This window comes from Maricaulis virginensis (assembly GCF_027922185.1).
Taxonomy (GTDB): domain Bacteria; phylum Pseudomonadota; class Alphaproteobacteria; order Caulobacterales; family Maricaulaceae; genus Maricaulis; species Maricaulis virginensis.
The window spans coordinates 1-26,458 of record NZ_BSFE01000005.1 but is presented as its reverse complement, the minus strand read 5'-3'; the positions used below and the strand labels follow the sequence as shown (position 1 = coordinate 26,458).

20 protein-coding genes and 1 tRNA gene are annotated in these 26,458 nt (G+C 64.9%); 8 read left to right on the top strand and 13 right to left on the bottom strand.

The genetic code is table 11. The annotated features are described in order from the left end of the window. Window positions 1-41: 41 nt before the first annotated feature. Window positions 42-2,378, bottom strand: a complete 2,337-nt coding sequence (locus PKE71_RS10015; RefSeq protein WP_271186830.1) for a TonB-dependent receptor — start codon at window positions 2,376-2,378, stop codon at window positions 42-44. 152 nt (window positions 2,379-2,530) lie between these two features. Here PKE71_RS10015 and PKE71_RS10010 point away from each other — a divergent pair, with 152 nt between their 5' ends. Next, complete coding sequence (locus PKE71_RS10010) at window positions 2,531-3,256, top strand: TetR/AcrR family transcriptional regulator (protein WP_271186829.1); 726 nt, start codon at window positions 2,531-2,533, stop codon at window positions 3,254-3,256. Window positions 3,257-3,293: 37 nt separating this feature from the next. Here the strand turns inward: PKE71_RS10010 and PKE71_RS10005 are convergent, their stop codons facing one another. After that, window positions 3,294-4,478 (bottom strand): hypothetical protein, encoded by a 1,185-nt coding sequence (locus tag PKE71_RS10005; RefSeq protein WP_271186828.1) that lies wholly within the window; start codon window positions 4,476-4,478, stop codon window positions 3,294-3,296. Window positions 4,479-4,647: 169 nt separating this feature from the next. Here PKE71_RS10005 and PKE71_RS10000 point away from each other — a divergent pair, with 169 nt between their 5' ends. Beyond that, entirely contained in the window at window positions 4,648-6,411 is a 1,764-nt protein-coding gene (locus PKE71_RS10000) for a pyridoxal phosphate-dependent decarboxylase family protein (protein ID WP_271186827.1), read from the top strand. A gap of 70 nt (window positions 6,412-6,481) precedes the next feature. Here PKE71_RS10000 and PKE71_RS09995 read toward each other — a convergent pair whose 3' ends face one another. The 9 genes from PKE71_RS09995 to PKE71_RS09955 form a co-directional block, all read right to left on the bottom strand. After that, a complete protein-coding gene (locus tag PKE71_RS09995) occupies window positions 6,482-8,614 on the bottom strand; it encodes a TonB-dependent receptor (RefSeq protein WP_271186826.1) in 2,133 nt (710 codons plus the stop codon). 92 nt (window positions 8,615-8,706) lie between these two features. Beyond that, entirely contained in the window at window positions 8,707-9,159 is a 453-nt protein-coding gene (locus tag PKE71_RS09990) for a pseudoazurin (protein ID WP_271186825.1), read from the bottom strand. An 88-nt stretch (window positions 9,160-9,247) separates the two neighbouring features. Further along, a complete protein-coding gene (gene nirK / locus PKE71_RS09985; RefSeq protein ID WP_271186824.1) occupies window positions 9,248-10,297 on the bottom strand; it encodes a copper-containing nitrite reductase in 1,050 nt (349 codons plus the stop codon). A 117-nt stretch (window positions 10,298-10,414) separates the two neighbouring features. Beyond that, on the bottom strand, window positions 10,415-10,981 hold the full coding sequence (locus PKE71_RS09980; protein ID WP_271186823.1) for a Crp/Fnr family transcriptional regulator: 567 nt from the start codon (window positions 10,979-10,981) through the stop codon (window positions 10,415-10,417). Between the two features lie 91 nt (window positions 10,982-11,072). Then, on the bottom strand, window positions 11,073-11,447 hold the full coding sequence (locus PKE71_RS09975; protein WP_271186822.1) for a DNA-binding transcriptional response regulator: 375 nt from the start codon (window positions 11,445-11,447) through the stop codon (window positions 11,073-11,075). Between the two features lie 62 nt (window positions 11,448-11,509). Further along, a complete protein-coding gene (locus PKE71_RS09970; RefSeq protein ID WP_271186821.1) occupies window positions 11,510-12,088 on the bottom strand; it encodes a response regulator transcription factor in 579 nt (192 codons plus the stop codon). Between the two features lie 4 nt (window positions 12,089-12,092). Then, window positions 12,093-13,199 carry a two-component system sensor histidine kinase NtrB gene (locus PKE71_RS09965; protein WP_271186820.1) on the bottom strand — a complete coding sequence of 369 codons (1,107 nt, stop codon included), beginning with the start codon at window positions 13,197-13,199 and terminating at the stop codon, window positions 12,093-12,095. A gap of 110 nt (window positions 13,200-13,309) precedes the next feature. Then, entirely contained in the window at window positions 13,310-13,534 is a 225-nt protein-coding gene (locus tag PKE71_RS09960) for a DUF1858 domain-containing protein (protein ID WP_271186819.1), read from the bottom strand. Window positions 13,535-13,618: 84 nt separating this feature from the next. Further along, window positions 13,619-14,317 carry a Crp/Fnr family transcriptional regulator gene (locus PKE71_RS09955; RefSeq protein WP_271186818.1) on the bottom strand — a complete coding sequence of 233 codons (699 nt, stop codon included), beginning with the start codon at window positions 14,315-14,317 and terminating at the stop codon, window positions 13,619-13,621. A gap of 75 nt (window positions 14,318-14,392) precedes the next feature. Here PKE71_RS09955 and hemN point away from each other — a divergent pair, with 75 nt between their 5' ends. From hemN to PKE71_RS09930, 5 genes are all read left to right on the top strand, one after another. Further along, window positions 14,393-15,730, top strand: a complete 1,338-nt coding sequence (gene hemN, locus PKE71_RS09950) for an oxygen-independent coproporphyrinogen III oxidase (protein ID WP_271186817.1) — start codon at window positions 14,393-14,395, stop codon at window positions 15,728-15,730. A 139-nt stretch (window positions 15,731-15,869) separates the two neighbouring features. Further along, window positions 15,870-18,137, top strand: coding sequence for a nitric-oxide reductase large subunit (locus PKE71_RS09945; RefSeq protein ID WP_271186816.1), 2,268 nt, complete (start codon window positions 15,870-15,872; stop codon window positions 18,135-18,137). A 208-nt stretch (window positions 18,138-18,345) separates the two neighbouring features. Beyond that, the gene (locus PKE71_RS09940) at window positions 18,346-20,238 is read left to right on the top strand and encodes a ribonucleoside triphosphate reductase (RefSeq protein WP_271186815.1); all 1,893 of its coding nucleotides are present in this window, start codon (window positions 18,346-18,348) and stop codon (window positions 20,236-20,238) included. A gap of 1 nt (window position 20,239) precedes the next feature. Continuing rightward, entirely contained in the window at window positions 20,240-20,938 is a 699-nt protein-coding gene (locus PKE71_RS09935) for an anaerobic ribonucleoside-triphosphate reductase activating protein (protein WP_271186814.1), read from the top strand. A gap of 22 nt (window positions 20,939-20,960) precedes the next feature. After that, a complete protein-coding gene (locus PKE71_RS09930; RefSeq protein ID WP_271186813.1) occupies window positions 20,961-22,151 on the top strand; it encodes an NnrS family protein in 1,191 nt (396 codons plus the stop codon). 117 nt (window positions 22,152-22,268) lie between these two features. Here the strand turns inward: PKE71_RS09930 and PKE71_RS09925 are convergent, their stop codons facing one another. Together PKE71_RS09925 and PKE71_RS09920 are read right to left on the bottom strand one after the other, a co-directional pair. Beyond that, complete coding sequence (locus PKE71_RS09925) at window positions 22,269-25,352, bottom strand: TonB-dependent receptor domain-containing protein (protein WP_271186812.1); 3,084 nt, start codon at window positions 25,350-25,352, stop codon at window positions 22,269-22,271. Window positions 25,353-25,646: 294 nt separating this feature from the next. Next, a tRNA-Ser gene (locus tag PKE71_RS09920) sits at window positions 25,647-25,736 on the bottom strand. Window positions 25,737-26,039: 303 nt separating this feature from the next. On the opposite strand from PKE71_RS09920, the gene PKE71_RS09915 reads away from it, so the two are divergent. Further along, a complete protein-coding gene (locus PKE71_RS09915; RefSeq protein WP_271186811.1) occupies window positions 26,040-26,360 on the top strand; it encodes a hypothetical protein in 321 nt (106 codons plus the stop codon). The last annotated feature ends 98 nt before the right edge of the window (window positions 26,361-26,458 follow it).

Genomic DNA, 26,458 nt, shown 5'->3' with positions numbered 1-26,458 from the left:
CCGGCCGCCGGGTTGGCTTTCGGCGGCCGGTCCTTGCGGGGTCAGTAGCGGTATTCCAGCGAGGCAAAGACCGTGCGCGGCGGTCCGTAAAAGCCGATGATGCTGTCGCCATAGGCCAGGCCGGGGAAGTAGTAGCCGCCCGTGCGATAGCGCTCGTCGGTGAGGTTGCGGGCATGCAGCCCGGCCCGCCAGCGGCCTGAGCCGGACGTCCAGACCGCACTGGCATCGACGAGCGAGTAGGCCTCCTGGTCGATCTCCGGTGCGGGCGTCTCGAACATCGAGCTGTCACCCCGCCAGGACACCGCCGCGCGCAGATCGAGCATGCCGCCGATCACGTCGTCGGAATGGTGATTGAGCGCCAGCGATCCGTTCCAGTCCGGCGTGTTCTGGAACTGGCGTGCGTCGGAGACGTCGGCGAGCACGTAGGCCGGCGGCGGCGATCCGTTGGGCACATAGGCCAGATACTCGTCGAACGCGGCGTCGACATAGCCCAGCGCCAGATCGAGGCTGAACCCGCCGCCCAGCCGGGCCTGCGCTTCCAGTTCGGCACCGCGAATGGTCGAGGAACCGACATTGTCGATGAAGCTCACCAGGCCGGTGCCCACCGTGTTGACCTGCTGGCTGGTGACCTGCTGGCCGTCATAGGAGGCGTTGAAGATCGCGGCCGAGAACCGCACCCGGTCGTCGAACAGATAGCCTTTCAGGCCAAACTCCAGCGAGTCGACGGTTTCCGGGTCGTAGCCATCCATCGTCGCCGGCGTCGCCGCAGCATCGCCGCGCATGTCGAACCCGCCGGACTTGAAGCCCCGGCCATAGCTGACATAGGCGTTCAGCGTATCGCTGATGCGATAGCTCAGCCCGATACGCGGCGTGAACTCCTCGAAGGCGCGCTCGGCCGTGTAGTCGGTGAGGATCTGGATCGGCGTGTTCGGCGTACCGGAGACCGGCGACCCCAGCCCCAGATAATTCGCCTTGAACACGCGGCCGGTCTTCTCGTCGCGCGTCCAGCGCCCGCCGAGCGTCAGCGTCCAGCGGTCTGCGAGATCGAAGTCGAACTCGCCGAACGCCGCAAGCGATGTGGTGTCGACATGCCCGCTCGTGCCCTGGGTGAAATTGGGCGTCGGCGAGCCGGGAATGGCGGCAGCCCCGATACCCAGCACCGTGTCATAGCCGCCGCTGGCATAGGCATCGAGATAGTAGACGCCCGCCACGCCGCGCCAGCGGTCATTGTCGAACAGGAGCTGGAATTCCTGCGAGAACTGGTCGTCGTCATAGACGGTCTCGGGTGCCAGCACGTCGAGGATCGGCGCCGGTGTGCCGTCGAAGTCGATGCCCTCGCCATGAGTCTCGCCATCGCGCCAGGCCGTCACGGTCTTGAAGGTGAGATGATCGTTGACGGTCCACTCACCGGTCAGCGAGACGCCCTGGTTGATGACTTCATTGGTCTCGTCGACGCCCGCCCAGCTGTCATAGACATCGTCGGTTACCGGGAAGGCGCCGGCCGGCACGTTGATCCCGAAGGGCGTCGTGATGGGCGGCGCACCGAAAGCGGCCGGAACGGGCAGTTCGCGATGGCCGGGATTGGCGTTGCTGTCATCGTCCAGCCGGTCGGCCGTGAGGCGGAAGAACCAGTCCGGTGCCGGTTCGAACTCGACGGTCAGGCGCGCGGAAAAGCTTTCCCGGTTCCCGATATCGGCACCGTTCCACAGATTGGTGCCATAGCCGTCGCGCCGGTAAACCCCCAGCGCGCCGCCCACGCGCAGCCCGTCAGACAGCGGTGCCGAGCCCGAGACGATCAGGTCGCGCTGATTGTATTCGCCCAGATTGGTCCGCACGGAGAAGGTCGGCTGGTCGTCCAGCCGCGCCGTGACGAACTTGATCGCCCCGCCGATCGTGTTGCGGCCGTAGAGCGTGCCCTGCGGGCCGCGCAGAACCTCGACCCGCTCGATATCGAGAATGTCGAGGATCGCGCCCTGCGGCCGGGCGACATAGACATCGTCGATGTAGAGACCGATCCCCGGCTCGAACCCCCACAGCGGATCCTGCTGGCCGATACCGCGGATGAAGGCTGTCAGCGTGGAATTCGTCGCCCGTGCCACCTGAAGCGTCAGATTGGGCGTGTTGCGCTGGAGCGCCGTGATGTCCGTCGCGCCGGACAGGTCGAGCGCCTCGGCGCTCTGCACTGTCATCGCGACCGGGACATCGATCAGGCTTTCCTCGCGGCGGCGGGCCGTGACGGTGATTGTATCGACGGCGCGCTCACCTTCGCCGGCCGGCGCGCCTTCCTGGGCGGTTGCTGCTGCGGTCGCCAGCAATCCTGCCAGCGCCGCACACGACATCAAATAGGCCCGCAAACACGAGCCGGTCCCCTTGTTCATGCTCTCCTCCCTCGGCGCTTTTTTGCGCTTGCCGGCACGTTGGCGCCGGATCGGAAGACATAATCAATATATTTATTTATTGGTCAATAAATTTATCGATGCGCAGGCTTGCGCCTTGGCGGAGCAGGGAAAACGGTGCAAGACAGAAGGCCATGAGCAAGAGCATGATCGCAAAACCGGACACAGGCACCGCGGGTCCGTCCCGACGGCGACGGCGCCAGGCCGACCGGCGCGAGGAATCGCGCGAACGGATTCTGGATGCCGCAGAAGCGCTCTTCGCCGGAGCCGGCTTCGAAGCTGTGTCAATGCGCCAGATCGCGACCGAGTCGGGCGTCGATACGGCTCTGATCCACTATTATTTCGGCACCAAGGCCGGTGTGATCGACGCCGTTCTCGAACGCCGCGCCGACATGGTGAATGCCCGCCGGACCGCATCGCTGGACGCCTATGCCCGCGAGCAGGCGGGACAGATGACCGGCCCCGGCCTGGTGCGCGCCTATCTGGAACCGACTTTCAGCTTCATTCTCGACGGCACACCCGGCCATCGCCACTACGGCGCGGTTATCGCCCGCCTCAACAGCGCCCCGATCCCTGCCGAGATCGGCCATGATGCCTCCCCCTTCGACGCCGTGACCCAGCGTTTCGTGGAGTTGTTGCGGGAAGTCCGGCCAGACTGCGCGCTGGCCGACCTCTACTGGTTCTACCACATGATGTCCGGCGCCATCACGCTGTCGCTGGCCCAGACCGGCCGTATCGACCACCTCTCCGGCGGACTGTGCAACTCCGCCGATGCCGCAACAATCCTGGAGCGGATGTGCGAGGTCTTCGGTCAGGGGATCGAGGCTCTGCCCGCATCGACAGACAGGCCCGCCCCCTGACCAGGATCGAGCCGCAGCAGCGGCTCTGTCGACGCAATCAGTAGTCAAAGACCAGGCTCAACCAGATCTTCGTCCGGTCTGCCGGCCCGCCCGCACCACCGTCGAAGACGGCGGCCTTCGCTTCCGCCGACAAACGCCCGGTCAGCGCCAGGCCGGCCACGAAGTCGATTTCGGAGCCATAATCGATATCGCCGTCATCGGACGCGAAGTCATGCCAGGCAAGGCCCAGGCTGACCGGTCCCGGCGCGGCGTCCGGAAAGCGCCAGCTGCCGCGCACATAAAGGTCGCGCAGCCCTTCAGCCGGGGTCGACAGGAAGACATCCGCCGCGCCCTGGAATTTGTGCAGCGTGGCGAGCGGCGTCTGGAAGCCCTGCACCCCGTCGCCGCCGAGCACCTCGATCCCGCCACCGACGGAGAGATTTCCGGACCGGTAATCCGCCTCGGCCCGCAGATAGGTCAGGTCGAAATCGCCGGTACTGGCACCATAGTCGGACTGATTGGCCAGCTCGAACCGGTAGGCGATCGCCTCGTGCGTGCCGGTCAGGCGCAGCCCCAGCGTCTGCGAGGACAGGGCCGGTGCATTGTCGAAGTCGAGCAGAAGCGCGAAGGCAGCGACCTCGCCCAGCGGTGTATCCACGCGTGCCTCGCCGGCATGGGATGCACTGTCCAGCTCGCCCAGCGGGTGATCGTCGCCGAAGATGCGATGCACGCGATCGATATAGGTGTAGTCCAGCGTTACCGGCCAGGCATCGCCACTGCCGATCCTTATCGCATCGACCGACTGGCTGTTCTGCCGGAAGCCGACCGGCCCCGCAAAACGCTGATCGCCCAGCACGAACCATTGCCGCCCCAGCGTGACGCCGGCACCGGTTTCGCCAGTCCAGGAAATCTGCACCCGGTTCAGCTCGGTGACTTCCGGATCGGCGACGACCGGATAACCGGGATTCGGCGTAATCGTGTCGGCGAAGTCGTCGATCAGATGCGTTGTGTTTTCACCTTCCAGCAGGACGGAAAACCCGTTCCGGCGCGGCGTCTCGAAACCGAAACGGGTACGCAGGGTCAATGCAGAAGCGGTCTCGGCCAGACCATCCTGGTCGACGTTTTCATAGCGCAGGCGCATGTTGAGAATGAGGTTGTCGGCCAGTCCGTCGTCTGCGAGGGCGGATGCCGGCGCCATCGCCGGAACGGCGAGCGCGGCCGTGGCAAGAAGCAGGGCTTTCATGATGGGAACTCCCGGGATTGTGACCCGTACTCGATAGTCCCGTTGCCAGCCGGCCCACTTGCGCCAGCGCAAGCGAGCGGCGCAAAGCCCTGGTTTGACCTGCGTCAAAAGGCCGGATGCCCGGCCGTGCGAAAAAGCGCAGCCTGCACCGCCGGAAAAAGGACGATCCATGACTTCACGCGACAACGCCGTGGGCGCAAAGGCCTACTTCCCGGGCCCCAAGTCGGAGAATGAGGCCTGGGTCCGGGCCGAATTCCAGGCCATTCTCGATGACTGGTTCGACTGGCGCAAAAGCGACCGCACCGGCGATCCTGCCGCGATCAGCCGGGACGACCGCCTGTCCGCCGATTTTCTTGCCGAACGCGAGCGGTTGAGCCAGGAGCTCGATACGCTCAAGACACTGATGCGGCGGGAAACGGCGACCTACTCGCCGCGCTATGCCGGTCACATGGTGTCGGAGCTGACCCTGCCGGCCCTGTTCGGCCAGCTGACCGCCCTGCTGCACAATCCGAACAACACATCCAAGGAAGTCTCGCGCGTCGGCACCGTCATCGAAGCCGAAGCCATCGGCATGCTGGCGGAGATGATCGGCTATGACCCGGCCACGGCCCGGGGGCATTTCACCTCCGGCGGCACGGTCGCCAATTTCGAAGGGGTCTGGCGGGCCCGCTACCGGCTCGATCACTGGCTGTCTCTGGCCCTGTGGATCGCCGAAAGCTCCGGCGAGCCCCTCAATGTGTTTGAAGCCGCACATATGGGCTGGACGCGCTATGCCGCGCTCGTGAAACAGCACGCCCCGGACCCCGGTGCGCTGCGCAATTGCAGCGCGGTGGCGGGCAATCCGGCCGACGTATTCCGCCGCCTCTCCAAGGCTGCCGGGCATGATTATCTCGGCCCCGTGGTGCTGGTACCGGCCAGCAAGCATTTCTCCTGGCGCAAGGCTGCCAATGTGTTCGGACTGGGCGAAGAGGCCTTCTGGGAAATCGGCCTGGATGACGAGGGACGTTTCGATATTGCGGATCTCGAGCGCCGGGTGACCGAGGCGGAAGCCGCGGCGCGGCCGGTGCTGGCTGTCGTTTCGGTTGCCGGTACGACGGAGACCGGCGAGATCGATCCCGTCGACCGCATCGCCGACCGGCTCGATCAGTGGCGGGCCGAACGCGGCTGGCGGATATGGCACCATGTCGACGCCGCCTATGGCGGTTTCCTGTGCACCATTCCGGACGGCCCGCACGAAACGGTTCTGCAGCCCGCGACGATCGCCGCGCTGAAAGCGGTCTCACGGGCGCACTCGGTGACGATCGACCCTCACAAGCTGGGCTTCGTGCCCTATGCCTGCGGTGCGTTTCTCGCCCGCGACGCCGACCACTACACGGTCTCGGTCTTCGACGCGCCCTATCTGGAGCGGCCGCAGATCTCCGACGATCCCTGGACATCGACACTGGAGGGGTCGCGCTCGGCAGCCGGAGCGACGGCCGTCTGGCTGACCGGCCGCACGATCGGCTTTGCGCCCGACCGGTTCGGCGCCCTGCTGGCCGGGATGATCCGGTCGGGCGATGTTTTCCGCAACGAGGTGCTGGGCGGTCTCGACGGCGTGCATGTGCTCGAACCGGTCGACGCCAATATCGTCTGCTTCTCGCTCGGCGCACCCGGCGAAGCCCTGAGCGCGGCCAATCGCCGGACCCGGGCCCTCTACGACGCCTTGTGCGAAGCCGGCGATTTCGTCGTCACGACCACCACGCTGGGCAGCGTCAATCACCGCAGCCAGATCGCCCGTCACATCGCGAGGTTCGACGGAGAGGCGGACGAGGCCCGGCTGGTGCTGATCCGCTGTGTCTTCATGAACCCCTACTGGGCCAGCGAGGCCATACGCGACGCGATGGTGCCGCAATTCGCCGCCACGATCCGGCAGGCGCTGTCGACGCTCGATTGAGATCCGCCGCAAAAGAAAAAGGGCCGCGATGTCCCGCATCGCGGCCCTTCCAGTTTCCCGGACTGTGCGGTCAGAAGGCCGCGCTGATCCGGGCGTAGGCGCCGCGCCCCTGACCTGGCAGGCGGTCACCCACGGCCACGTCGCCACCGGCGACGCGATTATAGCCGGACAGGTGTCTCTCATAGGTCTCGTCGAACAGGTTCTCGACGCCCAGCGTGACGAGGACATTGTCCCGGGCATACCAGTCGAGATTGGCGCCGAAGACTGCATAACCGTCTGTCGTCTGCTCCGAATTGGTCGCCGAAACGCGATCCTGCTCGGCCACGAACCGGCTCTCCAGCGACACGCTCCAGTCCGCCTGTTCATAGGTCAGGTCGAGCAGCAGACGCGCCGGCGCCATCCGGTAGAGCGGCTCGTCGATATCGCGGCGGTCGCCCCTGACCAGGGATGCAACGCCGTCGATGCGCCAGGCGCGGGACAGCTGCCAGCCGAAATCGGCATCCACGCCGAAGAACTCCGCGTCGACATTGGCAAAGCGCAGCGGCGTGGCATCGCCATTCATCATCGAGACCATTTCCACGGGGGTATCGATCACGCCCGGCGTGGCGTCCCAGGCAACGCCCTGGATGAAATCGTCGACCCGGCGGTAGAAGACGGTCGGGCGGAAATAGCCGCTGTCGCCGCGCCAGTCGAAACCGGCCTCGATACTGTCAGCCGTCTCGGGCTCGAGATGCAGGTCACCGACATAGGTATTGCCGTCGGCCAGGCCGCCGCTGGCGCCCGTGGGCAGCCAGGCATAGCGCTCGACATAGGACGGCATGCGCGTCTTGTGGGCCAGGGTGAGACGCCAGGTCAGCGGGCCGTCCGTGTGCCGCCAGAAGCGCGCCACCGCATCGACCGTCGTGTCGTCATGGGCGCGATCGGCCATGTTGAACATGCCGGCCAGCATTTGCGCCCCCACCGGAACCGCAGCGCCCGTACGGGCAAGGCCGGCATCGTCGGAATGCCAGTCGGCGCGGATGCCCAGCTCGCTTTCCAGCGACAGGATCACGCCTTCCCACTGGGCATAGGCGCCGGTGCGTTCGATGGAGATGTCCGGCAGCGAGCCGAGGAAGAAGGCGGCATTGTCCGGATTGGAGATCAGGACATCGTGTTCGGCCTCTTCCCGGTCGATCCCCAGTTCCAGATCGCCGCCCAGGGCCTCAAATCCGACGGTCAGCTCGGCAGAGACCGTGTTGGCCGTTGCCACCGTATAGCGGTGCCGCATCGGATCGGGATTGGGGCGCTGGGAGAAATTGTCCATGCCATGGCTGACATCGGTCCAGCCAAGGGCAGCGTCGATGGCGATGTCGCCGGCCATGCCTTCATAGGCCAGACGCGCAATATCGGTTTCGACATGCTCGATATCCATCGCCAGGGCCGCATTGCCGGTCGGCCCCGTATCGAGACGGCGATAGTCGAGCGACACGGCATGATCGCCGCCCGCCAGCCCGCCGCCGAGGCCGTAGACCGTGCGCTCGTGATGGCTGTTGGGAATGTCACCACCGGAGAAGGCGATATCGCCGCCCTCTTCGCGCGAGAACAGAAGCTGGAAGCGCCGGCCTTCGCTGGCGCCACCCGCCACGCCGCCCACGGCGTAGGATCCGTCTACACTGCGCACGGAGGCCATGGTCTCGGCTTCGTACTCGATCTCGTGACCGGACGCGAAGTCGACGCCCTTGAGGACGACATTCATGCCGCCGCCCATGCCGGGCCCGCGGCTGACCGCGGCCACACCGCGATCGACCTCGATGCGCTCGACCAGCGGCATGGGCGCATAGTGAAGCGGGGGATCCATCAGGTTCGGACCGCCGGAAGTGACGACCGCACCGTCGATCGCGACCGGCGCGCGCGGGCCGAACAGGCCGCGATACTGGACCTGGCCGGAGATCGAACCATTGTCGACGAGTGCCGCACCGGGCAGGCGTGCCACAAGGCTGGCCGCATCAGGACCCAGCAATGGTGCCTGTTCCGGGGAGACGTGCTCTTCGATGGTCACGTTGGTGGTGATCCGGAAACCGGTGACCACGATGACGTCCTGGACAGCGGGCGCCGCCGGTTCTTCAGGGCGTTGATTGACGTGTTCGGAAGCGCTGGCTGCACTTCCCAGGGCGATCGCCGCAGCGAGTGACGCGCTGGCGAGATAAAGCGATTTGCGTGACATGGCGGGACTCCACGCGGCGAAGGGGGTCAGGAAGGAGAGTGCGGACGGCAGCGCAAGAGAGGGAAGGAGGACGCGCCGCCGCCCGCGGAAGATCAGTCGTCGATCTGCTGGAAGAGGGCTTCCATGCGCTGGCGGGCACGGCCCGGCTGGCGCACACCGGCAGCCGCGTCCAGGTTCGGGGCATCGCCGTCGCCGACCTTGATCAGGGCTACCATGCCCAGACCGTAGTGCGGCAGGCATTTCACGCCATAGACGCCTTCGGCCGTGAAGGTGACGGAGACGTCTTCGTTCATGCGGCCGCGGAAGGTTTCACCGCCTTCGGGCACCATGCCGGGAATGGTCTCGGCATTGTGGGCCCGGTCCGTGGCGACGAAGGTCACCGTGTCGCCCGGGGCGACTTCCAGATAGGCCGGTTCGAAAACCATCGACTGGCCGTCGGCACCGCGGTTGAGCATCAGGATTTCATGGTCTTCTGCCAGTGCGGTACCGGCCGGCAGGGCGGCGGCGAAGATGGCGGCAGCGAGGGGGAGGAAAGCGCGTTTCATTGGGGTCAGGCCTTCTTGGTTGGGGACTAAGGTGATGAAGCGGGGCGGCATGGGGAGGGAGGCCCGCCCCGCTTCCTCGAGATCGGGCCTAGTGGCCCGAGTCTTCCGAGACGCCGCTGAGCGGCTCGAAGATTTCCGGGTTTTCCGGTCCTTCGACGTGGAGGATGCCGGCCAGGCCGCGTTCGACGCGCGACAGGGCGTGGTCGACCAGGATGTAATTGCCCGGCACTTCCAGTGCGAAGTCGACGGCGACGGCACCACCCGGTGCGACCGTCACGGTCTGGACGTCGCTGATGGTCTCCGAGGTGAAGGAACCGAAGGGGTAGATCTCGTCAAAGATCTCGCCGATCACGTGGAAGGACGATGTCTTGTTCGGACCGCCGACGCCGAAGAAGATGCGGACGGTCTCGCCGACCCGGGCCTGCAGCGGATTGTCCCGCAGGGCGCCGGCCGCGCCGTTGAAGACGTAGTATTCCGGCTCTTCGTCGAGCAGCTTGTCGATGCTCTCGGTCAGGTGGCCCGGCGTACCGAACTCCTCTTCCGTGTAGATCTCGCCCTGCATGACGTAGAATTCGCGATCGACTTCCGGCAGGCCGTCTTCAGGCTCGACGACGATCAGGCCGTACATGCCGTTGGCGATGTGGCTGGCGACCATCGGCGTGGCGCAGTGATAGACGTAGACACCGGGGTTGAGCGCCTGGAAGACGAAGGAGCGGGTCTCGCCGGGGCCGGCCAGCGTGGCCGGGGCACCGCCACCGGGGCCCGTTACCGCGTGGAAGTCCACATTGTGCGGCATCAGGCTGTCTTCGTGATTGGTCAGTCGGACTTCCACCGTGTCACCGACGCGGACGCGGATCATCGGTCCGGGGACCTGATGGTTGAAGGTCCAGTAGGTGTAGGTCGAGCCGTCGGCCAGCTGGCCTTCCAGCTCCACCGTTTCCAGTTCCACCAGGTGGCGCTGCGGCTCGCGGGCCGTGATCGGCGCCGGCACTTCGTGCGGGTCGCGGACGATATTGGCGACCGGAGCCGCATCGTCCTGGCCATAGGCCAGCGGCTGGTAGATGAAAGCCGCCGCAGCGGCCACCAGTGCGGTCGCGGTGCCAGCGATGAGGACGTTTTTCAGGCTGCGGGTTTTCATGTCTTGCACTCCGTTTGAGCAGCGTTGTGATGATTGGGGTTTAGAAGGTCCGGACGGTTCGCGACTTGCGCTTGAACAAAAGAAACGGGATTTCCGCACCCGGACTGGGGAGAAAGGTCAGGCGGCCAGTGCGCCTTCGATGCGGTAGGTTCGCTTGCCGGTCACGACGAGGCGGCGTTCGCGCATCCAGCGGGAAAACAGGCGCGAAACGGTCTCGATGGTCAGGCCGGTATAGTCGGCGATTTCCTGCCGGGTCATCGGCAGTTCGATATCGCCGATCGGCGTCGACAGGCGGTCCGAGACGATGATCAGGAATTCGGCAAGGCGTTCCGCCGCCGACTTCTGGGCCAGCAGGGTGACATGGCGGCGATCACGGTCGAGCCGTCCGCGCATCTGCTGGAAGATGTATTCGGCCCAGACCGGATCCGACAGGGCGGCATCGCTCGGCGCCGAAACCAGTTCGACCTCGGTGATCGCCTCGGCATAGTGATCGAGCTCGCCGTCGAACTGGAAATGGAGGAGTTCACCCGCCGTGACGAAGTCGACGATCTGGCGGCGGCCATCCTCGAACAGGTTGAACACCATCACGACACCGCGCTCGACCCTTACGAGATCGGTCGCGCGGTCACCGGCGAAATAGACCGGGGTGTGGCTGGCCAGTGTGCGGCGGGTTTCCTGGATCATGGTTCGGGCTCCGGCGGGGTGCGTTCGTGAGCCCTTGTTTGTCAGACCGGCCGCCGCGAAAAAATTCGCATCACCGCGTACGGGATTTCCCTTATGCGCCGCGCCGGGGGTCCGTGACGGCGTTAAGGGCATCCAGGAGTTCAGCCGCCGCGACCGGCTTGCGCAGAACCTTGATGTCCCGCGCTTCAGCGAGCCGGCGCTGAAGCAATGCCGGGGATTGCTGTGTCAGAAGGATGATTGCCGGACGCGCGCTCAGCGTGCCCGACCAGGCCAGCAGACGGCGGATATCCGCTTCAGTGGCCAGGTCGGCAACAAGAATGTCGGTTGCCGGCGGTCTCGCGCCGGCAATGGCCGTCTCAACGGTCTCGAAAACCGTGAGCGCAAAGCCCAGCGCCTGTGCGAGCGCCTGGAAGGCCTCGCGCACTGACGGGTCGGCTTCGACGAGTATGATGGCCAGCGGGGTCATGACCCGGCAGGCTCTAGCGCGGATGCACCTCGCGTGCTTTGCGCGAAATCAATCGCTCGCTGTCAGCGCGACATCAGGCGCACAAGCTCCGCCACATTGCGCACACTCAGCTTGGCGAAGACACGCGCGCGATGGATCTCGACCGTGCGCGGACTGATATCCAGCTCGCGCGCGACTTCCTTGTTGGTCAGACCCCGATTGAGGGCATCTGCAATGTCACGCTCGCGATCCGTCAGGGCCGACAGCAGAGCGTCCGCATCCGCCGACGGCTGACGTCCCGCATCCAGCGCATGCGCCATTGCCGCCTCGATCGCGGCGGGCCTGAAGGGCTTCTCGACAAAGTCGTACGCCCCGAGCCGGATCGCCTCGACCGCCGTTGCGATATCGCCATGCGCACTGATCATGATCACCGGAAAGGATACCGGCGCCAGGCGCCGCAGAACGTCGAGACCGGAGAGCTGGGGCATTTTCAGATCGAGGAAGGCGATGTCGGGCGGTGCATCAGTGACCTGCTCGATAAAGGACAGACCGTGCGCGTGCAGCGACAGCCGGCGGCCGGGACCATCGAGTACCGCTGCCAGCCCTTCGCGGACGGCATCGTCGTCATCGGTGATGGCGATCGAGATTTCGCCTGCAGGCATACGGCTACTCCATGGGTAGATTGAGACGGAAGCAGGCGCCGGGCAGACGGTCCCGGCGCGCCGGATCGACAAGTTCGAGGCTGCCGCCATGCGATTCAGCAATCGTCCGGCAGATGGACAGGCCGATCCCCAGCCCGTCCTTCTTGCTTGTCACGAATGGTGAAAACAGGTTGGGGGCGAGGTCGTGGGCGATGCCGGGACCATTATCCTCGACCTCGATTGCAGCCATGCCGTCATCGCCCGCCGACACGCGGACACGGATGATACGTGCGTCCTGCTCGCTCGTTGCATCGATCGCATTCTTGACCAGATTGACCAGAACCTGGCGGATCTGGGTCGGATCGGCGAAGACTTCCAGTGTCTCGTCGACACCGGACAGATCGACCCGCGCCCGCCCGCCATCGTCGACGACGCTGCAGAGTTCCGCGGCATCGACGACGATGTCGGCAAGCCGCACCTCACGGCGCTCGTCATCGCCGGGCTCGACCATCTGGCGGATGCGGCGCACGATCTCGCCGGCGCGCAAGGCCTCGTCCTGGGCCCGGGCGAACAATTCCCGCGCCTTCGCGGGATCAGCCTCGAGCGAACGTTCCGATGCCGTCAGGAAAAGCGAGATAGCCGTCAGCGGCTGGTTGAGCTCATGGGCGAGGGCCGAGCCCATCTCCGCCACAGCTCCGACCCGGCCCATATGCGTCAGCTGGCCCTGCAGGTCGCGCAGACGCCGTTCGGCTGCAACACGCTGGGAGAGATCACGGACAATGCCGACAAAGCAGCTTTCCCCGCCAGTCTCGAACTCCCCGACGGAGAGGTCCATCGGGAACTCGCTGCCATCCTTGCGCAAGCCTTCGACCTCGCGGCCGATGCCGATAATCCGCGGCGTTCCGGTGGTGAGATAATTGGTGATGAAGCCGTCATGCCGCTCGGCATAACGCGGCGGCATCAGCATCGAGACATTCCGGCCAAGCACCTCGTCCGCCGTCCAGCCGAAAATGCGCTCGCACGCAGGATTGTAGAGGCTGACATGACCCGCACGGTCGATACAGAGAATCCCGTCGACCGCGGTGTGGATCAGCGCTTCAAGCTGGCCTTCCGCAAAGGTCTTTTCTGCCATGGCGCGAGAAATCCTGCCGAGCGTGTCCGGCACGCCAGACTGCGCCAACGCGTCCGCTCTTGCAAGTCAATCGCCGTATTCTCTCGTAAATTCAGGTAAATAATACCATATTAGCTGGCCGCACCCGGCATCTCACCGGCACCGATCGCCTGCGCCAGCTCTCCGGCAAGGGCCGCGGGATCGAGTCCGTATTCGTGGGCCGCCTCGCGGACGGTCATGAAGGGCGCCATGACACATCCCGGACAGGCCATGCGGTGACGGATGAAGACCGGAACCGTGTCCGGCCACTGGGTCATCAGCTCGCCGACGACCATGGTTTCGATCCGATCTGTCATGGCAATCTCCTTCCAGGCACGGCCGCAGTATGGCCGCCATGCCGGGAGGCGATTTGTCACGCCGCAAATCACGGGCGATCTGTCTCAGGCCTGCTCGGAAATCTCCACCAGGCGGTGCGGCCGGCAGATCACCAGATGGCTGGACCGGCGGCCTTCCAGAATGCCCTCATCGATCCATCCGGACAGGGTCCGGCTGACCGTATGCAATGTAGTGCCCGTCATCTCGGCGAGATCCTGGCGGGATAGCGCGAACGGGATTTCCACACCGGCCTCGGTCTTGCGGCCCGACTGGCCGGCGATCTTGAGAATGGTCGCGGCGATCCGCCGCTCGACCTGCTGGGTGGCGACCTGTTGCAGGCGTTCCTGCAATTCCTCGATCCGCCCGCCCATCATGTTCATGGCCTTCATCGCGAGCGGCGGATGCGCCTGCATGAGCTCCATCATGCGCGCGTCGCTCCAGACCAGCAGCCGCGTCTCCTCGACCGCGAGCGGCGTGGCCGGATAGGGCACTTTGCGCCAGACCGCGACCGAGCCGACGAGATCGCCGGGCCCCATGAAGCGTAATACGATATTCTTGCCGTCGGGCGTGGTCTGGTCCAGCCGCAGCCGGCCCCAGGCAACAATGAAATGGTGACCGGCCTCGTCTCCCTGCCGGAAGACGACATCGCCCTTGTCGACCACACGCACCTGGGCGGTCTCGGCCGCCTCCGCCAGTGTTTCCGGCGGCAGGCCGGCAAACAGTTTGGCGCGTTCGACAATGGCGATCCTGGCAGTCTTGTCCATGAAGCGGCCCCATCCCGTGCTGAGAGTTTGCGTTACCTCAAATCGCGGCCGCCGCCAAACTGCTATCCGGCGCGCATGAGAACCGACACGATCCTGAAATATGCCGGCGAGCGGATACCGCGCTATACCAGCTATCCGACTGCGCCCCACTTCACGCCCGATATCGGTGCCGTCAGCTTTGCCCGCTGGCTGGGCGAGCTGGATCCGGCCGAGCCGGTTTCGCTCTACCTGCACATCCCTTTCTGCCGGACCATGTGCTGGTATTGCGGTTGTCACACCAAGGCGACCCGCCGGCTGGCACCGGTCGAGGCCTATGCCGAGGTTCTGCTCAAGGAGATCGACACGATCGCCAACCGCACGCCGGGGCGGCTGAAAGTCAGCCATATCCACTGGGGCGGCGGCAGCCCGACCTATCTGCCCGCGCCGTATTTTACCGCGCTGATGGACCGGCTGCGTCACCGTTTCGATGTGCTGGACGATGCGGAAGTGGCGGTCGAGGTCGATCCCCGCATCTTCTCACCGGAGATGGCCGCGGCCTTCGGCGAGACCGGCGTCAACCGGGCCAGCCTCGGTGTGCAGACCTTTGACGAAGAGGTGCAACGGGCGGTCAACCGGGTGCAGGACCGGGACTGCATCGAGGCTTGTGTGAACCTGCTGCGGGCGAGCGGCGTCACGGGAATCAATTTCGACCTGCTCTACGGCCTGCCCCTTCAGACGGTCGAAAACTGTGTGGCCAGCGCCGAAACGGCGCTGGAGTTTGCGCCGGACCGATTCTCGGTCTTCGGTTACGCGCACGTGCCGCACATGAAGCCGCACCAGAAAATGATCCGCGACGAGACGCTGCCGGGCGCGGCGGAGCGCCTTGCCCAGGCCGATGCCATCGCCGAAGCCCTGGCACGGGGCGGGCATGTGCAGATCGGGCTGGATCACTTCGCCTATCGCACCGACCCGATGGCGATCGCGCTGGCGACCGGAAACCTGCACCGCAATTTCCAGGGCTACACCACCGATGCTGCAACGGCGATCATCGGCATGGGCGCCTCGGCGATCAGCTGGATGCCGCAGGGCTATATCCAGAACACAACGAACAATCATGAGTGGGAAAGACGCGTCGAGGCCGGCGATCTGCCGGTCGCCCGCGGCTATTGCCTGACACCGGACGACCGGCTGCGCCGGGCCATCATCGAACGCCTGATGTGTCACCTCGATGTGGATGTCGATGCGATCGCGGCGGCAGCCGGTACCGCGTTCGACATGCCCGACCTGTCGGCGTTCGAACACGCCGGCATCATCTCGCGCGAGGGCAACCGGCTGGCGATGAATCCCGGATACCGGCCGCTGCTGCGCAGCGTCGCGGCGGCTTTCGATGCCTATCTGCCGACATCGACCGCGCGCCACGCGGTGGCGGTCTGACACCCGAGTGCGCGGCCACTTGCGCAAGCGCAAATCGCGCCCGGACCCTTTCGGCTATCGAGGTCGCATCATCGCTCCCGGAATGCGGGAGCGCGGCCTTACGCTCAAGCCGAGGGAGAAAACCATGCAGGAGCGCTCCATGAGAAAGATGTGGGCGGTCCTGGCGTTGATACTGATCGTGTCGTTCAGCTGGCTTGGCCTGCTGGGCAACGAGATCCACCGCCAGGCCCCGCCCGTCCCGTCCGCCGTCGTGACGCGGTCGGGTGAAACCGTATTTACCCGCGACGACATCCAGACCGGCCGTCAGGTCTACCAGTCCATGGGCGGCCAGCAGGTCGGCTCGATCTGGGGCCATGGCGGCTATCTCGCACCGGACTGGTCGGCCGACTGGCTGCACCGGGAATCCCTCGTGATCCTGGATGGCTGGGCCGAGGCCGAGTACGGCCGGGCCTATGGCGCGCTGGCAGCGGAAGACCAGGCACGCCTGCAGACGCGCCTGCAAGCCGCGCAACGCGAGAACACCTACGATCCGACCACCGGCCATATCGTCATCAGCGACGACCGCGCCGCGGCCATCGCCGTGGTGTCGCGTCACTATGTCGACCTGTTCGGCGACGCGCACGCGCTGGAAGGCCTGCGGGAAGACTACGCGATCGCGAACAATGCGATCCCGGATCCTGCGCGCCGGGAAGCCATGACGGCCTTCTTCTTCTGGTCGGCCTGGGCGACCACGACACAGCGCCCGGATGAAGAGGTCACCTACACGAACAACTGGCCGCATGAACCGCTGGTCGGCAATGCGCCGTCCGGCCCGAACATCATGTGGTCCATCGCCTCGGTGATCCTGCTGATCGCGGGCATCGCCGCGCTGGTCTGGTGGCATGCCGGCCGCAAGGAAGAAGAAGCACCGGTCCCGCCGAAGGAAGATCCCTTCACGGGTCTGAAGCCGACGGCCTCGATGAAGGCAACCCGGAAGTATTTCTGGACCGTCATCGCCCTCTTCCTGGCGCAGATCTTCCTGGGTGCCGTCACCGCGCACTATGCGGTGGAAGGCCATGACTTCTACGGCATCCCGATCTCCGACATCATCCCCTACGCCGTCACCCGCACCTGGCACACCCAGCTGGCGATCTTCTGGATCGCGACCGCCTGGCTCGCCACCGGCCTCTATCTGGCGCCCGTACTGGGCGGCAAGGAGCCGAAATTCCAGGCACTGGGCGTCAATGTGCTCTACGTCGCGCTGCTGATCGTCGTGGTCGGCTCGATGGCCGGCGAATGGCTCGGCGTGCAGCAGGTCTTCGATCTGGACATGAATTTCTGGTTCGGACACCAGGGCTGGGAATATGTCGATCTGGGCCGTTTCTGGCAGCTGCTGCTGTTCGCGGGCCTGATGATCTGGCTCGGCCTGGTCGGCCGTGCCCTCTGGCCGGCCCTGAAACAGCCGGGCGAGGGCCGTCCGCTGACGGTGATCCTCTTCCTGTCCACCATCGCCATCGGCCTGTTCTATGGCGCCGGCCTGACCTGGGGCAAGCACACCCACCTGTCGATGATCGAGTACTGGCGCTGGTGGGTCGTCCACCTGTGGGTGGAAGGCTTCTTCGAGGTCTTCGCCACGGCGGCGATTGCCCTCCTCCTGGTCAAGCTGGGCCTCGTGCGCGCCCGCACCGCCAATCACGGCGTGCTGTTCGCAACGATCATCTTCCTGACCGGCGGCGTGCTGGGCACGCTTCACCACCTCTACTTCACCGGTGCGACCACCTCGGTCATCGCCGTGGGTGCCGTCTTCTCGGCGCTGGAAGTGGTGCCGCTGGCCCTGATCGGTCACGAGGCGCTGGAGAATTACCGCATGACGAAGGCGGCCAGGTGGGTCCAGAACTATAAATGGCCCCTCTACTTCTTCGTCGGCGTGTGCTTCTGGAACCTCGTAGGCGCAGGCCTGCTGGGCTTCCTGATCAATCCGCCGATCTCGCTCTATTATGTGCAGGGTCTCAACCTGACCGCCACGCACGGCCACGCCGCCCTGTTCGGCGTCTACGGCCTCCTGGGCATCGGCCTGATGCTGTTCTGCTTCCGCGGCCTGTTCGCGAAGTCGGCCTGGTCGGACAAGATGCTCGCCTGGTCGTTCTGGCTGCTCAATGGCGGGCTGGCGATGATGGTCTTCATGAGCCTCTTCCCGGTCGGCGTGCTGCAGGCCCATGCCTCGATCACCGAAGGGCTCTGGTACGCCCGCTCGGCCGAATTCCTGCAGCAGGAGATCATCCACTTCCTGGTCTGGATGCGGGTGCCCGGAGACATCGTCTTCAGCGCCGGCGCCTTCGTCCTGGCGGCCTTTGCGGCCCGCCTGGTCTGGGCCGGCTTCCGCGGCCAGCGCGAGGATAACGCACCGGTGGCGACACCGGCGGAATAATCGACCAACCGGCTGCCGGGGCCTCCCCAGAAGCCCCGGCAGTTCCATCCGCCCCCCGGCCTCCCTCTGGCCGGGGGGCGTTTTTTTGGGCAGCACCTCCGGGTGCGACAGGGCGTCCCTGCGACCATCTGTCAGTTCGACGAAACACTACATATAGAGCTCAATTCTCTCGCAAACACCAAATATTGATTCGCGAAGGAAGTTTCCGATGCTCGACACAACCCCGACCCAGGACGGCGAACCGGCTGTCCGCGGCACCCAGATCGATGTGGCACACGCCGTCGAGGAATATCTTGGCGGCGCCGACTGGCGCATCAAGGCCAATGCCAATCAGGGCTATTCCCTGGGCGGCCTCATCCTCAACGTCTCCGGCAAGGTGATCGCCAATTACTGGCTCGACCAGGTCTATCCCGCCGCCATCGGCCGGGCGCACCGCGAGGCCGACATCCACGTCCACGATCTCGACATGCTGTCGGGCTATTGTGCGGGCTGGTCGCTGCGCACGCTGCTCAATGAAGGTCTCAACGGCGTCTCGGAGAAAGCCGAAGCGGGGCCGCCGAGACATTTCAGCGTTGCCCTCGGCCAGGCCGTGAACTTTCTCGGCGCCCTGCAGAACGAATGGGCCGGCGCCCAGGCCTTCTCCTCTTTCGACACCTACATGGCGCCCTTCGTGCGCGTCGACGGCCTGGACTATGACGCCGTGCGCCAGGGCCTGCAGGAATTCGTCCACTCGCTGAACGTGCCCTCGCGGTGGGGCACGCAGACTCCCTTCACCAATCTCACCTTCGACTGGGTCTGCCCGGAAGACCTGCGCGAGCAGACACCGCTGATCGGCGGTGAGGAAGCCGACTTCACCTATGGCGATCTGCAGGCCGAGATGGATCTGATCAACCGCGCCTTCATCGACGTGATGACGGCCGGCGACGCCAAGGGCCGCGTCTTCACCTTTCCCATCCCGACCTACAACATCACCGAGGACTTCCCCTGGGAGAGCGAGAATGCCCAGGCCCTGTTCGCGATGACGGCGAAGTACGGCCTGCCCTACTTCCAGAACTTCATCAATTCCGACATGAAGCCGGGCCAGGTCCGCTCGATGTGCTGCCGTCTCCAGCTTGACCTGCGCGAGCTCCTCAAGCGCGGCAACGGCCTGTTCGGCTCGGCCGAGCAGACCGGATCGATCGGCGTGGTGACGGTCAATTGCGCCCGGCTGGGCCATCGTTTCCAGGGCGACTGGGACGGGCTCATTGCCGAACTCGACCGCTTGCTGGAGCTGGGACGCGACAGCCTGGAGATCAAGCGTGAATACGTGCAGGCGCTGATGGACAAGGGGCTCTTCCCCTACACCAGGCGCTATCTGGGCACGCTGCGCAATCACTTCTCGACACTGGGCGTGAACGGGCTGAACGAGATGGTGCGCAATTTCACCGGCGACACGGACGACATCACGACCGAAAACGGCGCATCCATGGTGCTGGATCTGCTCGATCATGTCCGCGCGCGCATGCTGGAATTCCAGGACGCCACCGGTCACATGTACAATCTGGAAGCCACGCCGGCGGAAGGCACGACCTACCGCTTCGCCAAGGAAGACCGCAAACGCTTCCCCGGCATCCTGCAGGCGGGCACCGACGCCAATCCCTACTACACCAATTCCTCGCAGCTGCCGGTCGGTTTCACCGACGATCCGTTCGAGGCGCTTTCCCGCCAGGACGAGATGCAGACCAAATATACCGGCGGCACAGTGCTCCATCTCTATATGAGCGAGCGGATATCCTCGGCCGAGGCCTGCCGCCGCCTGGTGCAGCGCTCGCTGTCGAATTTCCGCCTGCCCTACATCACCATCACGCCGACCTTCTCGATCTGCCCGACCCACGGCTATCTGGCCGGCGAGCATCATCACTGCCCCAAATGCGATGCCGAGAAGCAGGCCGCCCTGCCGGAGGGAAGCATGCTCGCCGAGGAAGACCGGCAGCCCTGCGAGGTCTGGACCCGGGTGATGGGCTATCACCGGCCGGTCGCCGCCTTCAATCCGGGCAAGCGCGGCGAACACGAGGAGCGCACGCATTTCGAGGAGCGGCGGGCCCGCCTGACCGCCGCCTGACATGACGAACCGACCGCTCCGCGTCGGGGGAGTCGAACCGTTCTCCACGGTCGACTTCCCCGGTCACCTCGCCGCCGTGGTCTTCTGCCAGGGCTGCCCGCTGGCCTGCGGCTATTGCCATAATCCGGATCTCATCCCGGCCACGGCCGAGCGCATGCTGGATTTCGAGGCGGTGCTGTCGGCGATCGCGGCGCGACGCGGCTTCATCGACGGCGTTGTCTTCTCCGGGGGCGAACCCCTGGCACAGGCGGCGCTGACGGATGCGGTCGACCGAGTGCGTGCAATGGGGCTGGCCGTGGCGCTGCACACGGCCGGCACCGCGCCTGGCCTGCTGCAGGCCCTCCTGCCCCGGCTGGACTGGGTCGGCTTCGACGTGAAGGCCCCGTTCGCCGATTATGCCAGCGTCACCGGCGTCGCGCCGGCCGGAGCCAAGGCATTGCGGTCGCTGGAAATCCTTGCCGCCTCGGGCGTGCCCTACGAAGTCCGCACCACGGTCTGGCCGGAAAGGCTTGATGCCGCCGCCCTCAGATCGATCGCATTTGCGCTGGATCAAATCGGCGTGTCGCGCTTTGTGCTCCAAGAGTGCAGAACCCCGGACCGCGTGGCCTGGCCGGGAAAGACCGCGCTCGACGATACGGCCCTGATGGCCGAGCTGGGCGCAAAATTCCAGGACTTCGAGGTTCGCCGTGCCCAGCATTGACAAATCCGCCCTCCGACGCGCCATGCCGCAGGATCCGATCAGTGCCCGCCGCGACTATGCCGGCCCCGCCCTGTTCAGTTTCGGCTTTCGACCCTTCTTCCTGTTCGGCGCGATATGGGGCGCCCTGGCAGCCCCCCTGTGGATCTGGAGCTATCTGTCCGGCAACGCCATGATCGGCGCCGCTCCGGCGCTGGCCTGGCATGTCCATGAAATGCTGTTCGGTTTCATCGGCGCCATCGTCGCCGGCTTCCTGCTGACCGCCGTACCCAACTGGACCGGGCGGCTGCCCGTAAGGGGCTTGCCCCTGATCACGCTGTTTGGCCTGTGGGCAGCCGGCCGTGCCGCCATGCTGGCCTATGATGCGCTGGGCCCGATTGCAGCCGTGATCGACAGTACTTTCCTGATCGTGCTCGCCGCAGTCCTCGCCCGCGAAGTCGTCACCGGGGGCAATACGCGCAACCTGCCGGTCTGCGTGCTGGCGACGCTGTTCGCTCTCGCGAATGCCGGCTTCCACCTGGCCCTGGCGACCGGTTCCGGCTGGCGCCCGGCACAGGGTATCGCGATTGCCGTCATCACCCTTCTGATCGCCCTGATCGGCGGCCGGATCGTGCCGAGCTTTACCCGCAACTGGCTGGTGCAGACCGGCCGCGGTGACAGCCTGCCCGCACCGATGGACCGGTTCGACGGGGCCACCCTGGTCTTTGCGGGTCTCGGCCTTGCAGCCTGGATCCTGGCCCCGCAGGACTGGTTCTCCGGCGCCCTGCTGCTGGCTGCCGGCGCACTGCACACGCTCCGGCTGGCGCGCTGGAAGGGCTGGCGGACGGGGGCCGAGCCGCTCGTCCTCGTCCTCCATGCCGGCTATGCCTGGGTACCGGTCGCGCTCGTGCTGATGGGCCTGGGCGCCCTGCTGCCGGCGATCGTGCCGGCATCCGCCGCGCTGCACGCACTGACAGCCGGCGCCATGGGCACGATGACCCTCGCCGTGATGACCCGCGCCAGTCTCGGCCATACCGGCCGCGCACGGACCGCAGACGGATGGACCAGCCTGATCTATCTTCTGGTTATCGCCGGTGCGCTCGTGCGCACGTTCGCACCGATCCTGCTCGGCACGCTCCAGTACCCGGCCCTGGGCATAGCCGCCGCCCTGTGGAGCGGCGCCTTCGCCCTGTTCGCGATCCGCTACGGCAGGATGCTGTGGACGCGTAGCCGCTAAGGTGTCCCGGCAAAGGGATGCCGGTCGCTGAACATCCACATCCCGCCGGCATTTCCAGCCTAAGGGGAGCACGAAGAGAGTGCCGTCATGGACGGCACTCTCTTCGCCTCTGTCTGCCTAGAAGACCTTGCGGATGTCGAAATAGACCTGGCGGCCACGGATGCTATGATAGGCGGCATCATAGCCATTGGTCTCGTCGGCGAGCGGCGGGTCTTCATCGAAGATATTGTTGGCACCGACGCGGATGCGAAGATTGTCGAGCGGACCCTGGCGGTCGAACTCGTACTCCACATAGGCGTTGGTCTGGGTCCAGGATTCCACTATGAACGGGTCGCCGTCCGGGTTCAGACCGGCCCCGGTGTCGATGAACTCGCTGGTGTAGTCGGCACGGATACCGGCACCCAGACCGTTCGGATGCGACCAGCTCAGGCTGGCACCGACCCGCCATTCCGGCTGGCCGTCCTGCATGATGATGTCGCCTTCCTGGGAGACGGTGATCTCGTCGGCAATCAGACCGCTGTCCACGGCGTCCCGGATCTGCTGGGCCCCCGGGGACAGGGCAATGAAGTAGGTATCGAGATAGGACGCGTTGATCTTCAGATTGAAGTCGCCGTAACGCGTGTCCTCGAGATCGTAGTAGAGCGCGTAGTCGATACCCGCGACCTCGATCTCTTCATTGTTGTCGTAGGTGTCCAGGATGTAGAGGATGTCACCCGCCGGATCGAGCCCCGCCGCAGTGAAGTAGTCGATATCATCCTGGTCGGGCGTGTCCCGCACGACGTTGGGATTGGACGACCCCTGCAAACGGAGCAGGTAGTCGAGGCTGATGTGGTTCTCGGCACCGAACACGCCAACCACGCCTTCGCGCTCGATTTCCCAGCGGTCGACCGTGACTGTCAGCGCATTCAGGAAGCTCATCGGCCCGCTGAACCCGCGCGGTTCCAGCACCACACCGAAGGTAATGTTGGTGTCGTCTTCCGGACCGATATCGTCGGCCACAGAGCGACGCTCCGTCCGGCCGACCGAGAAGCCGGTACAATCGGCGAAGGTGGCAAAGGTGCCGTTGCGCACGCCGGCTTCGCAGAAATAGCTGTCTTCACGGGCGTTCGACCGGTCGACACCTTCATTGATGACGATCAGGTTGGGTGCCCGGAAGCCCTCGGAATAGGCGCCGCGGAACATCAGCCCCTCGAACGGCCGCCATGCAGCCGCCACACGCGGCTTCAGACCGCTGCTGCCGAAGTCGGAATAATCCTCGATACGCGCCGCAATCTGCACATCGAACGTATCCACCAGCGGGATGTTCATGTCCGGGCTGACCAGCGGAATGGACGCTTCCATGAAGGCGCCGAGCACGTCGCGCGATCCGCTGGAGTCCGGGGTCGGGCTGGTGCCGTAGATGTCGGTCTGGCTGACCTCGCCCGTCACCATGTCCGTGAAGGTGATCGTCCCGTCGACCCGGTCATCGCGGTTCTCGTCATAGGCCTCGTAACGCGCTTCGACTCCGGCCGCGATGCCGATCGCACCGCCCGGCAGAGAGAACACGTCGCCATTGGAGACCTTGAAGTCGATCAGGGCGAGTTCTGTCGTGCTTTCGCGGACCACATCGACCAGGAAGGGATCGATCAGGTCACGGGAATTGGCCGTCGCATCGCCGATCGACGGATTGTCCGGATCGCCGCCATTGAAAATGTTGTAGACATTCGGCGTTTCGTTGAAGAGTGCCTGCTGGAAGAGAGTCCGCGAAATCGAGTTGTTCACGGTGTCTTCCGCATAGCCCCGGTTATAGAGCAGCGCGCTGTCCCAGTCCCAGCCATTGGCAAATTCGCCGCGGGCACCGCCCAGGGCACGCCACTGGGTGTTGATGACCTCGATGTCCCGGAAACCGACATCGACAAAGCGATAGCGGCCGCCATCGGTGAAGACCGGCAAGCCTTCGGCGGGCACATTTGTCAGGCCCGGCAGGCGGTTCGGGTTGATTGAACCATCCGAGAAGGTGATCGGGCCGAACGGGTTGTAGTAATAGTTCGCCGGCACCGAGATATTGGTCGCCGCAATCCCGTTGCGCGGTTCGTTGGTCGACCGGGTTTCGGCATAATAATAGCCGAACTCGGCATACAGACGCACGCCATTGTCCAGATCGTGATTGACGAAAGCGAAGCCGTTGAAACGATCCCGGTCGGAAATGATCGAACGATCATAGGCGCCGTCAAAGCGCAGGTTGCGATCGAGACTGCCATCATCGATACAGAGATTGGCGACCGAGAGGGCACCGGCCGTGTCGGCGCGGCACCCCGCGAAACTGGTTGGCTGGAAGTGGAAGACACCGGCCGTCGATGTCAGGGTCGTTCCGTTCTGGCGGACGCGGGTGCTCGATGTCGTGTTGAGCGTCCACTGACCCCAGGGCGACTGGGTCGCCCGGTTGTCGAAGGACACATCGCCCTCGAAGCTCGTCCCCACCAGGAAGGGCCGCAGGTCTTCGCTGGCTGCCAGCGGAACTTCCGACGCGAACAGGCCATCACGGCGCGAGTACTCCGCCGAGATGGAGACATTGGTCCGGCCTTCGTTGAAATTGTCGCCGGCCTTGACGGTCAGCGTCTGCTCGTCGAGGCCGTTGCCGGTCGCGAACAGATGGCGCGCCCGGACATAGAGCCCCTCATAATCGTCATCGAGAATGGTGTTGAACACACCGGCCACAGCGTCGGTGCCGTAGATGGCCGAAGCGCCGTCATTCAGCACTTCGACGCGCGAAATGCCGGCAACCGGCAGGGCGTTCACATTGGTCGTCGTGACCGGGGTCGACAGTTCGGCCTGGGTCGACGGGTGATTGACCACGCGGCGGCCGTTCAGCAGCACCAGCGTACCGCTCGAGCCGATCGAGCGCAGATTGATCGACGCGACGTCCCCGCGCGCATTGTTGTTGGTGGTGTTGTTGTCCGTACGGAACTGCACGCTGCCCTGGGCCGGAAGGGCGCGGATCAGATCCTCACCATCCACGCCGCCGATCGCGGCAATGTCCGCCTCGCCGATGATCGTCACCGGCAGAGCTTCGTTGATCCGGGCACCCTGGATGTTGGTACCGGTGACAACGATCACATCCTCATCCTGCTGGGACGGCGCAGCGTCCTGAGCGAGCGCAGTGCCGCCGATTGCCAGCGCACCCAGCGCGATTCCCGACCTTAAGATTCCCCTGAACGACATTCCTTGCCTCCCGTTCTTTATACAGACGACGAGAGCAATCGTGCTGAACAGTGTCAACAAAAAAAGATACACGCCGTTCAAATTTCATACGACAACTGGAAACGACATACGAGCAAAGGCTGATGCTGGTCGTTTAAAGAGACGAGGCCGCGCGCGAGCGACGTTCACGCTTCATGCCCTGAAACCCGCAAGACGCGGACGGGTCAGCAGCCACAAGTGCCGCTGAGGCCGATGCGCCAAGACCGGGCCGCGGCCGGCGCCAGGGCGTTCAACATACGTGAGAACAGGGAAAGCTGGCGGAGAGGGAGGGATTCGAACCCTCGGTACCCGTAAAGGCACAACGGTTTTCGAGACCGCCCCGTTCGACCACTCCGGCACCTCTCCGCACGGGGAGCGGGGGTTTTGACTGAGTGGTGGGATAAAATCAAGAGGAGAACACTGGCAAATGCCAGTGTCGCTGCGACAGCGGCCGGCCTAGCGAAACGGATACTTTCTGATCGGCAATCGGGCACGCCCGGCCTCGCACACCGCGCAGACGTATTCCCTGCAGCGCGCTCCGGCGCGTTTGCAATCTAGACGGTTGTCAGGTTACAGTTTTCAAGGCCAGATTTGTTCGGCTGACGATGGTATTGGGGGATCAGAGCAGGTTTCAAACCCGGTTCTCCCGAGATGGAAGGGATACTGACAATGAAACGTGCATGGATGACCGGTACCGTTAGCTTGGCCGGACTGATTCTTCTCAGCGCCTGCGCGACGACCTCCGACGACAATGTCGCTCTGGCCGATCAGGGCGTTACTGAAGAAGGCACCGAATATACCTGCCGCCGCATTCAGGTAACCGGGACGCGCCGCTTCGAACGCGTCTGCACGAGCGACGCCGAATGGGATGACCAGGCTCGCCGCACTCAAGATGGCGTCGATCATATCGGTGCCGCCGACCGCAGCCCGGTGCGCCCCGAGACACCGTCCGGTTTCGGCGTCCCCAATCACACCGGCCCCAACCGCTAGCTGTGATTTCTCATGAGGTTGTTCATCCGGGCTGAAGCCCTGAAGCTGGTTGTTGCGAAACGATCAGCCATCGAGGAGAGCCCGGATGAACGTTCACA

Excerpts from the sequence above, each read along its gene's own strand:
- PKE71_RS10015 (WP_271186830.1), bottom strand. The coding sequence starts at position 2,378 with ATGAACAAGGGGACCGGCTCGTGTTTGCGGGCCTATTTGATGTCGTGT.
- PKE71_RS10010 (WP_271186829.1), top strand. The coding sequence starts at position 2,531 with ATGAGCAAGAGCATGATCGCAAAACCGGACACAGGCACCGCGGGTCCG.
- PKE71_RS10005 (WP_271186828.1), bottom strand. The coding sequence starts at position 4,478 with ATGAAAGCCCTGCTTCTTGCCACGGCCGCGCTCGCCGTTCCGGCGATG.
- PKE71_RS10000 (WP_271186827.1), top strand. The coding sequence starts at position 4,648 with ATGACTTCACGCGACAACGCCGTGGGCGCAAAGGCCTACTTCCCGGGC.
- PKE71_RS09995 (WP_271186826.1), bottom strand. The coding sequence starts at position 8,614 with ATGTCACGCAAATCGCTTTATCTCGCCAGCGCGTCACTCGCTGCGGCG.
- PKE71_RS09990 (WP_271186825.1), bottom strand. The coding sequence starts at position 9,159 with ATGAAACGCGCTTTCCTCCCCCTCGCTGCCGCCATCTTCGCCGCCGCC.
- nirK (WP_271186824.1), bottom strand. The coding sequence starts at position 10,297 with ATGAAAACCCGCAGCCTGAAAAACGTCCTCATCGCTGGCACCGCGACC.
- PKE71_RS09980 (WP_271186823.1), bottom strand. The coding sequence starts at position 10,981 with ATGATCCAGGAAACCCGCCGCACACTGGCCAGCCACACCCCGGTCTAT.
- PKE71_RS09975 (WP_271186822.1), bottom strand. The coding sequence starts at position 11,447 with ATGACCCCGCTGGCCATCATACTCGTCGAAGCCGACCCGTCAGTGCGC.
- PKE71_RS09970 (WP_271186821.1), bottom strand. The coding sequence starts at position 12,088 with ATGCCTGCAGGCGAAATCTCGATCGCCATCACCGATGACGACGATGCC.
- PKE71_RS09965 (WP_271186820.1), bottom strand. The coding sequence starts at position 13,199 with ATGGCAGAAAAGACCTTTGCGGAAGGCCAGCTTGAAGCGCTGATCCAC.
- PKE71_RS09960 (WP_271186819.1), bottom strand. The coding sequence starts at position 13,534 with ATGACAGATCGGATCGAAACCATGGTCGTCGGCGAGCTGATGACCCAG.
- PKE71_RS09955 (WP_271186818.1), bottom strand. The coding sequence starts at position 14,317 with ATGGACAAGACTGCCAGGATCGCCATTGTCGAACGCGCCAAACTGTTT.
- hemN (WP_271186817.1), top strand. The coding sequence starts at position 14,393 with ATGAGAACCGACACGATCCTGAAATATGCCGGCGAGCGGATACCGCGC.
- PKE71_RS09945 (WP_271186816.1), top strand. The coding sequence starts at position 15,870 with ATGAGAAAGATGTGGGCGGTCCTGGCGTTGATACTGATCGTGTCGTTC.
- PKE71_RS09940 (WP_271186815.1), top strand. The coding sequence starts at position 18,346 with ATGCTCGACACAACCCCGACCCAGGACGGCGAACCGGCTGTCCGCGGC.
- PKE71_RS09935 (WP_271186814.1), top strand. The coding sequence starts at position 20,240 with ATGACGAACCGACCGCTCCGCGTCGGGGGAGTCGAACCGTTCTCCACG.
- PKE71_RS09930 (WP_271186813.1), top strand. The coding sequence starts at position 20,961 with ATGCCGCAGGATCCGATCAGTGCCCGCCGCGACTATGCCGGCCCCGCC.
- PKE71_RS09925 (WP_271186812.1), bottom strand. The coding sequence starts at position 25,352 with ATGTCGTTCAGGGGAATCTTAAGGTCGGGAATCGCGCTGGGTGCGCTG.
- PKE71_RS09915 (WP_271186811.1), top strand. The coding sequence starts at position 26,040 with ATGAAACGTGCATGGATGACCGGTACCGTTAGCTTGGCCGGACTGATT.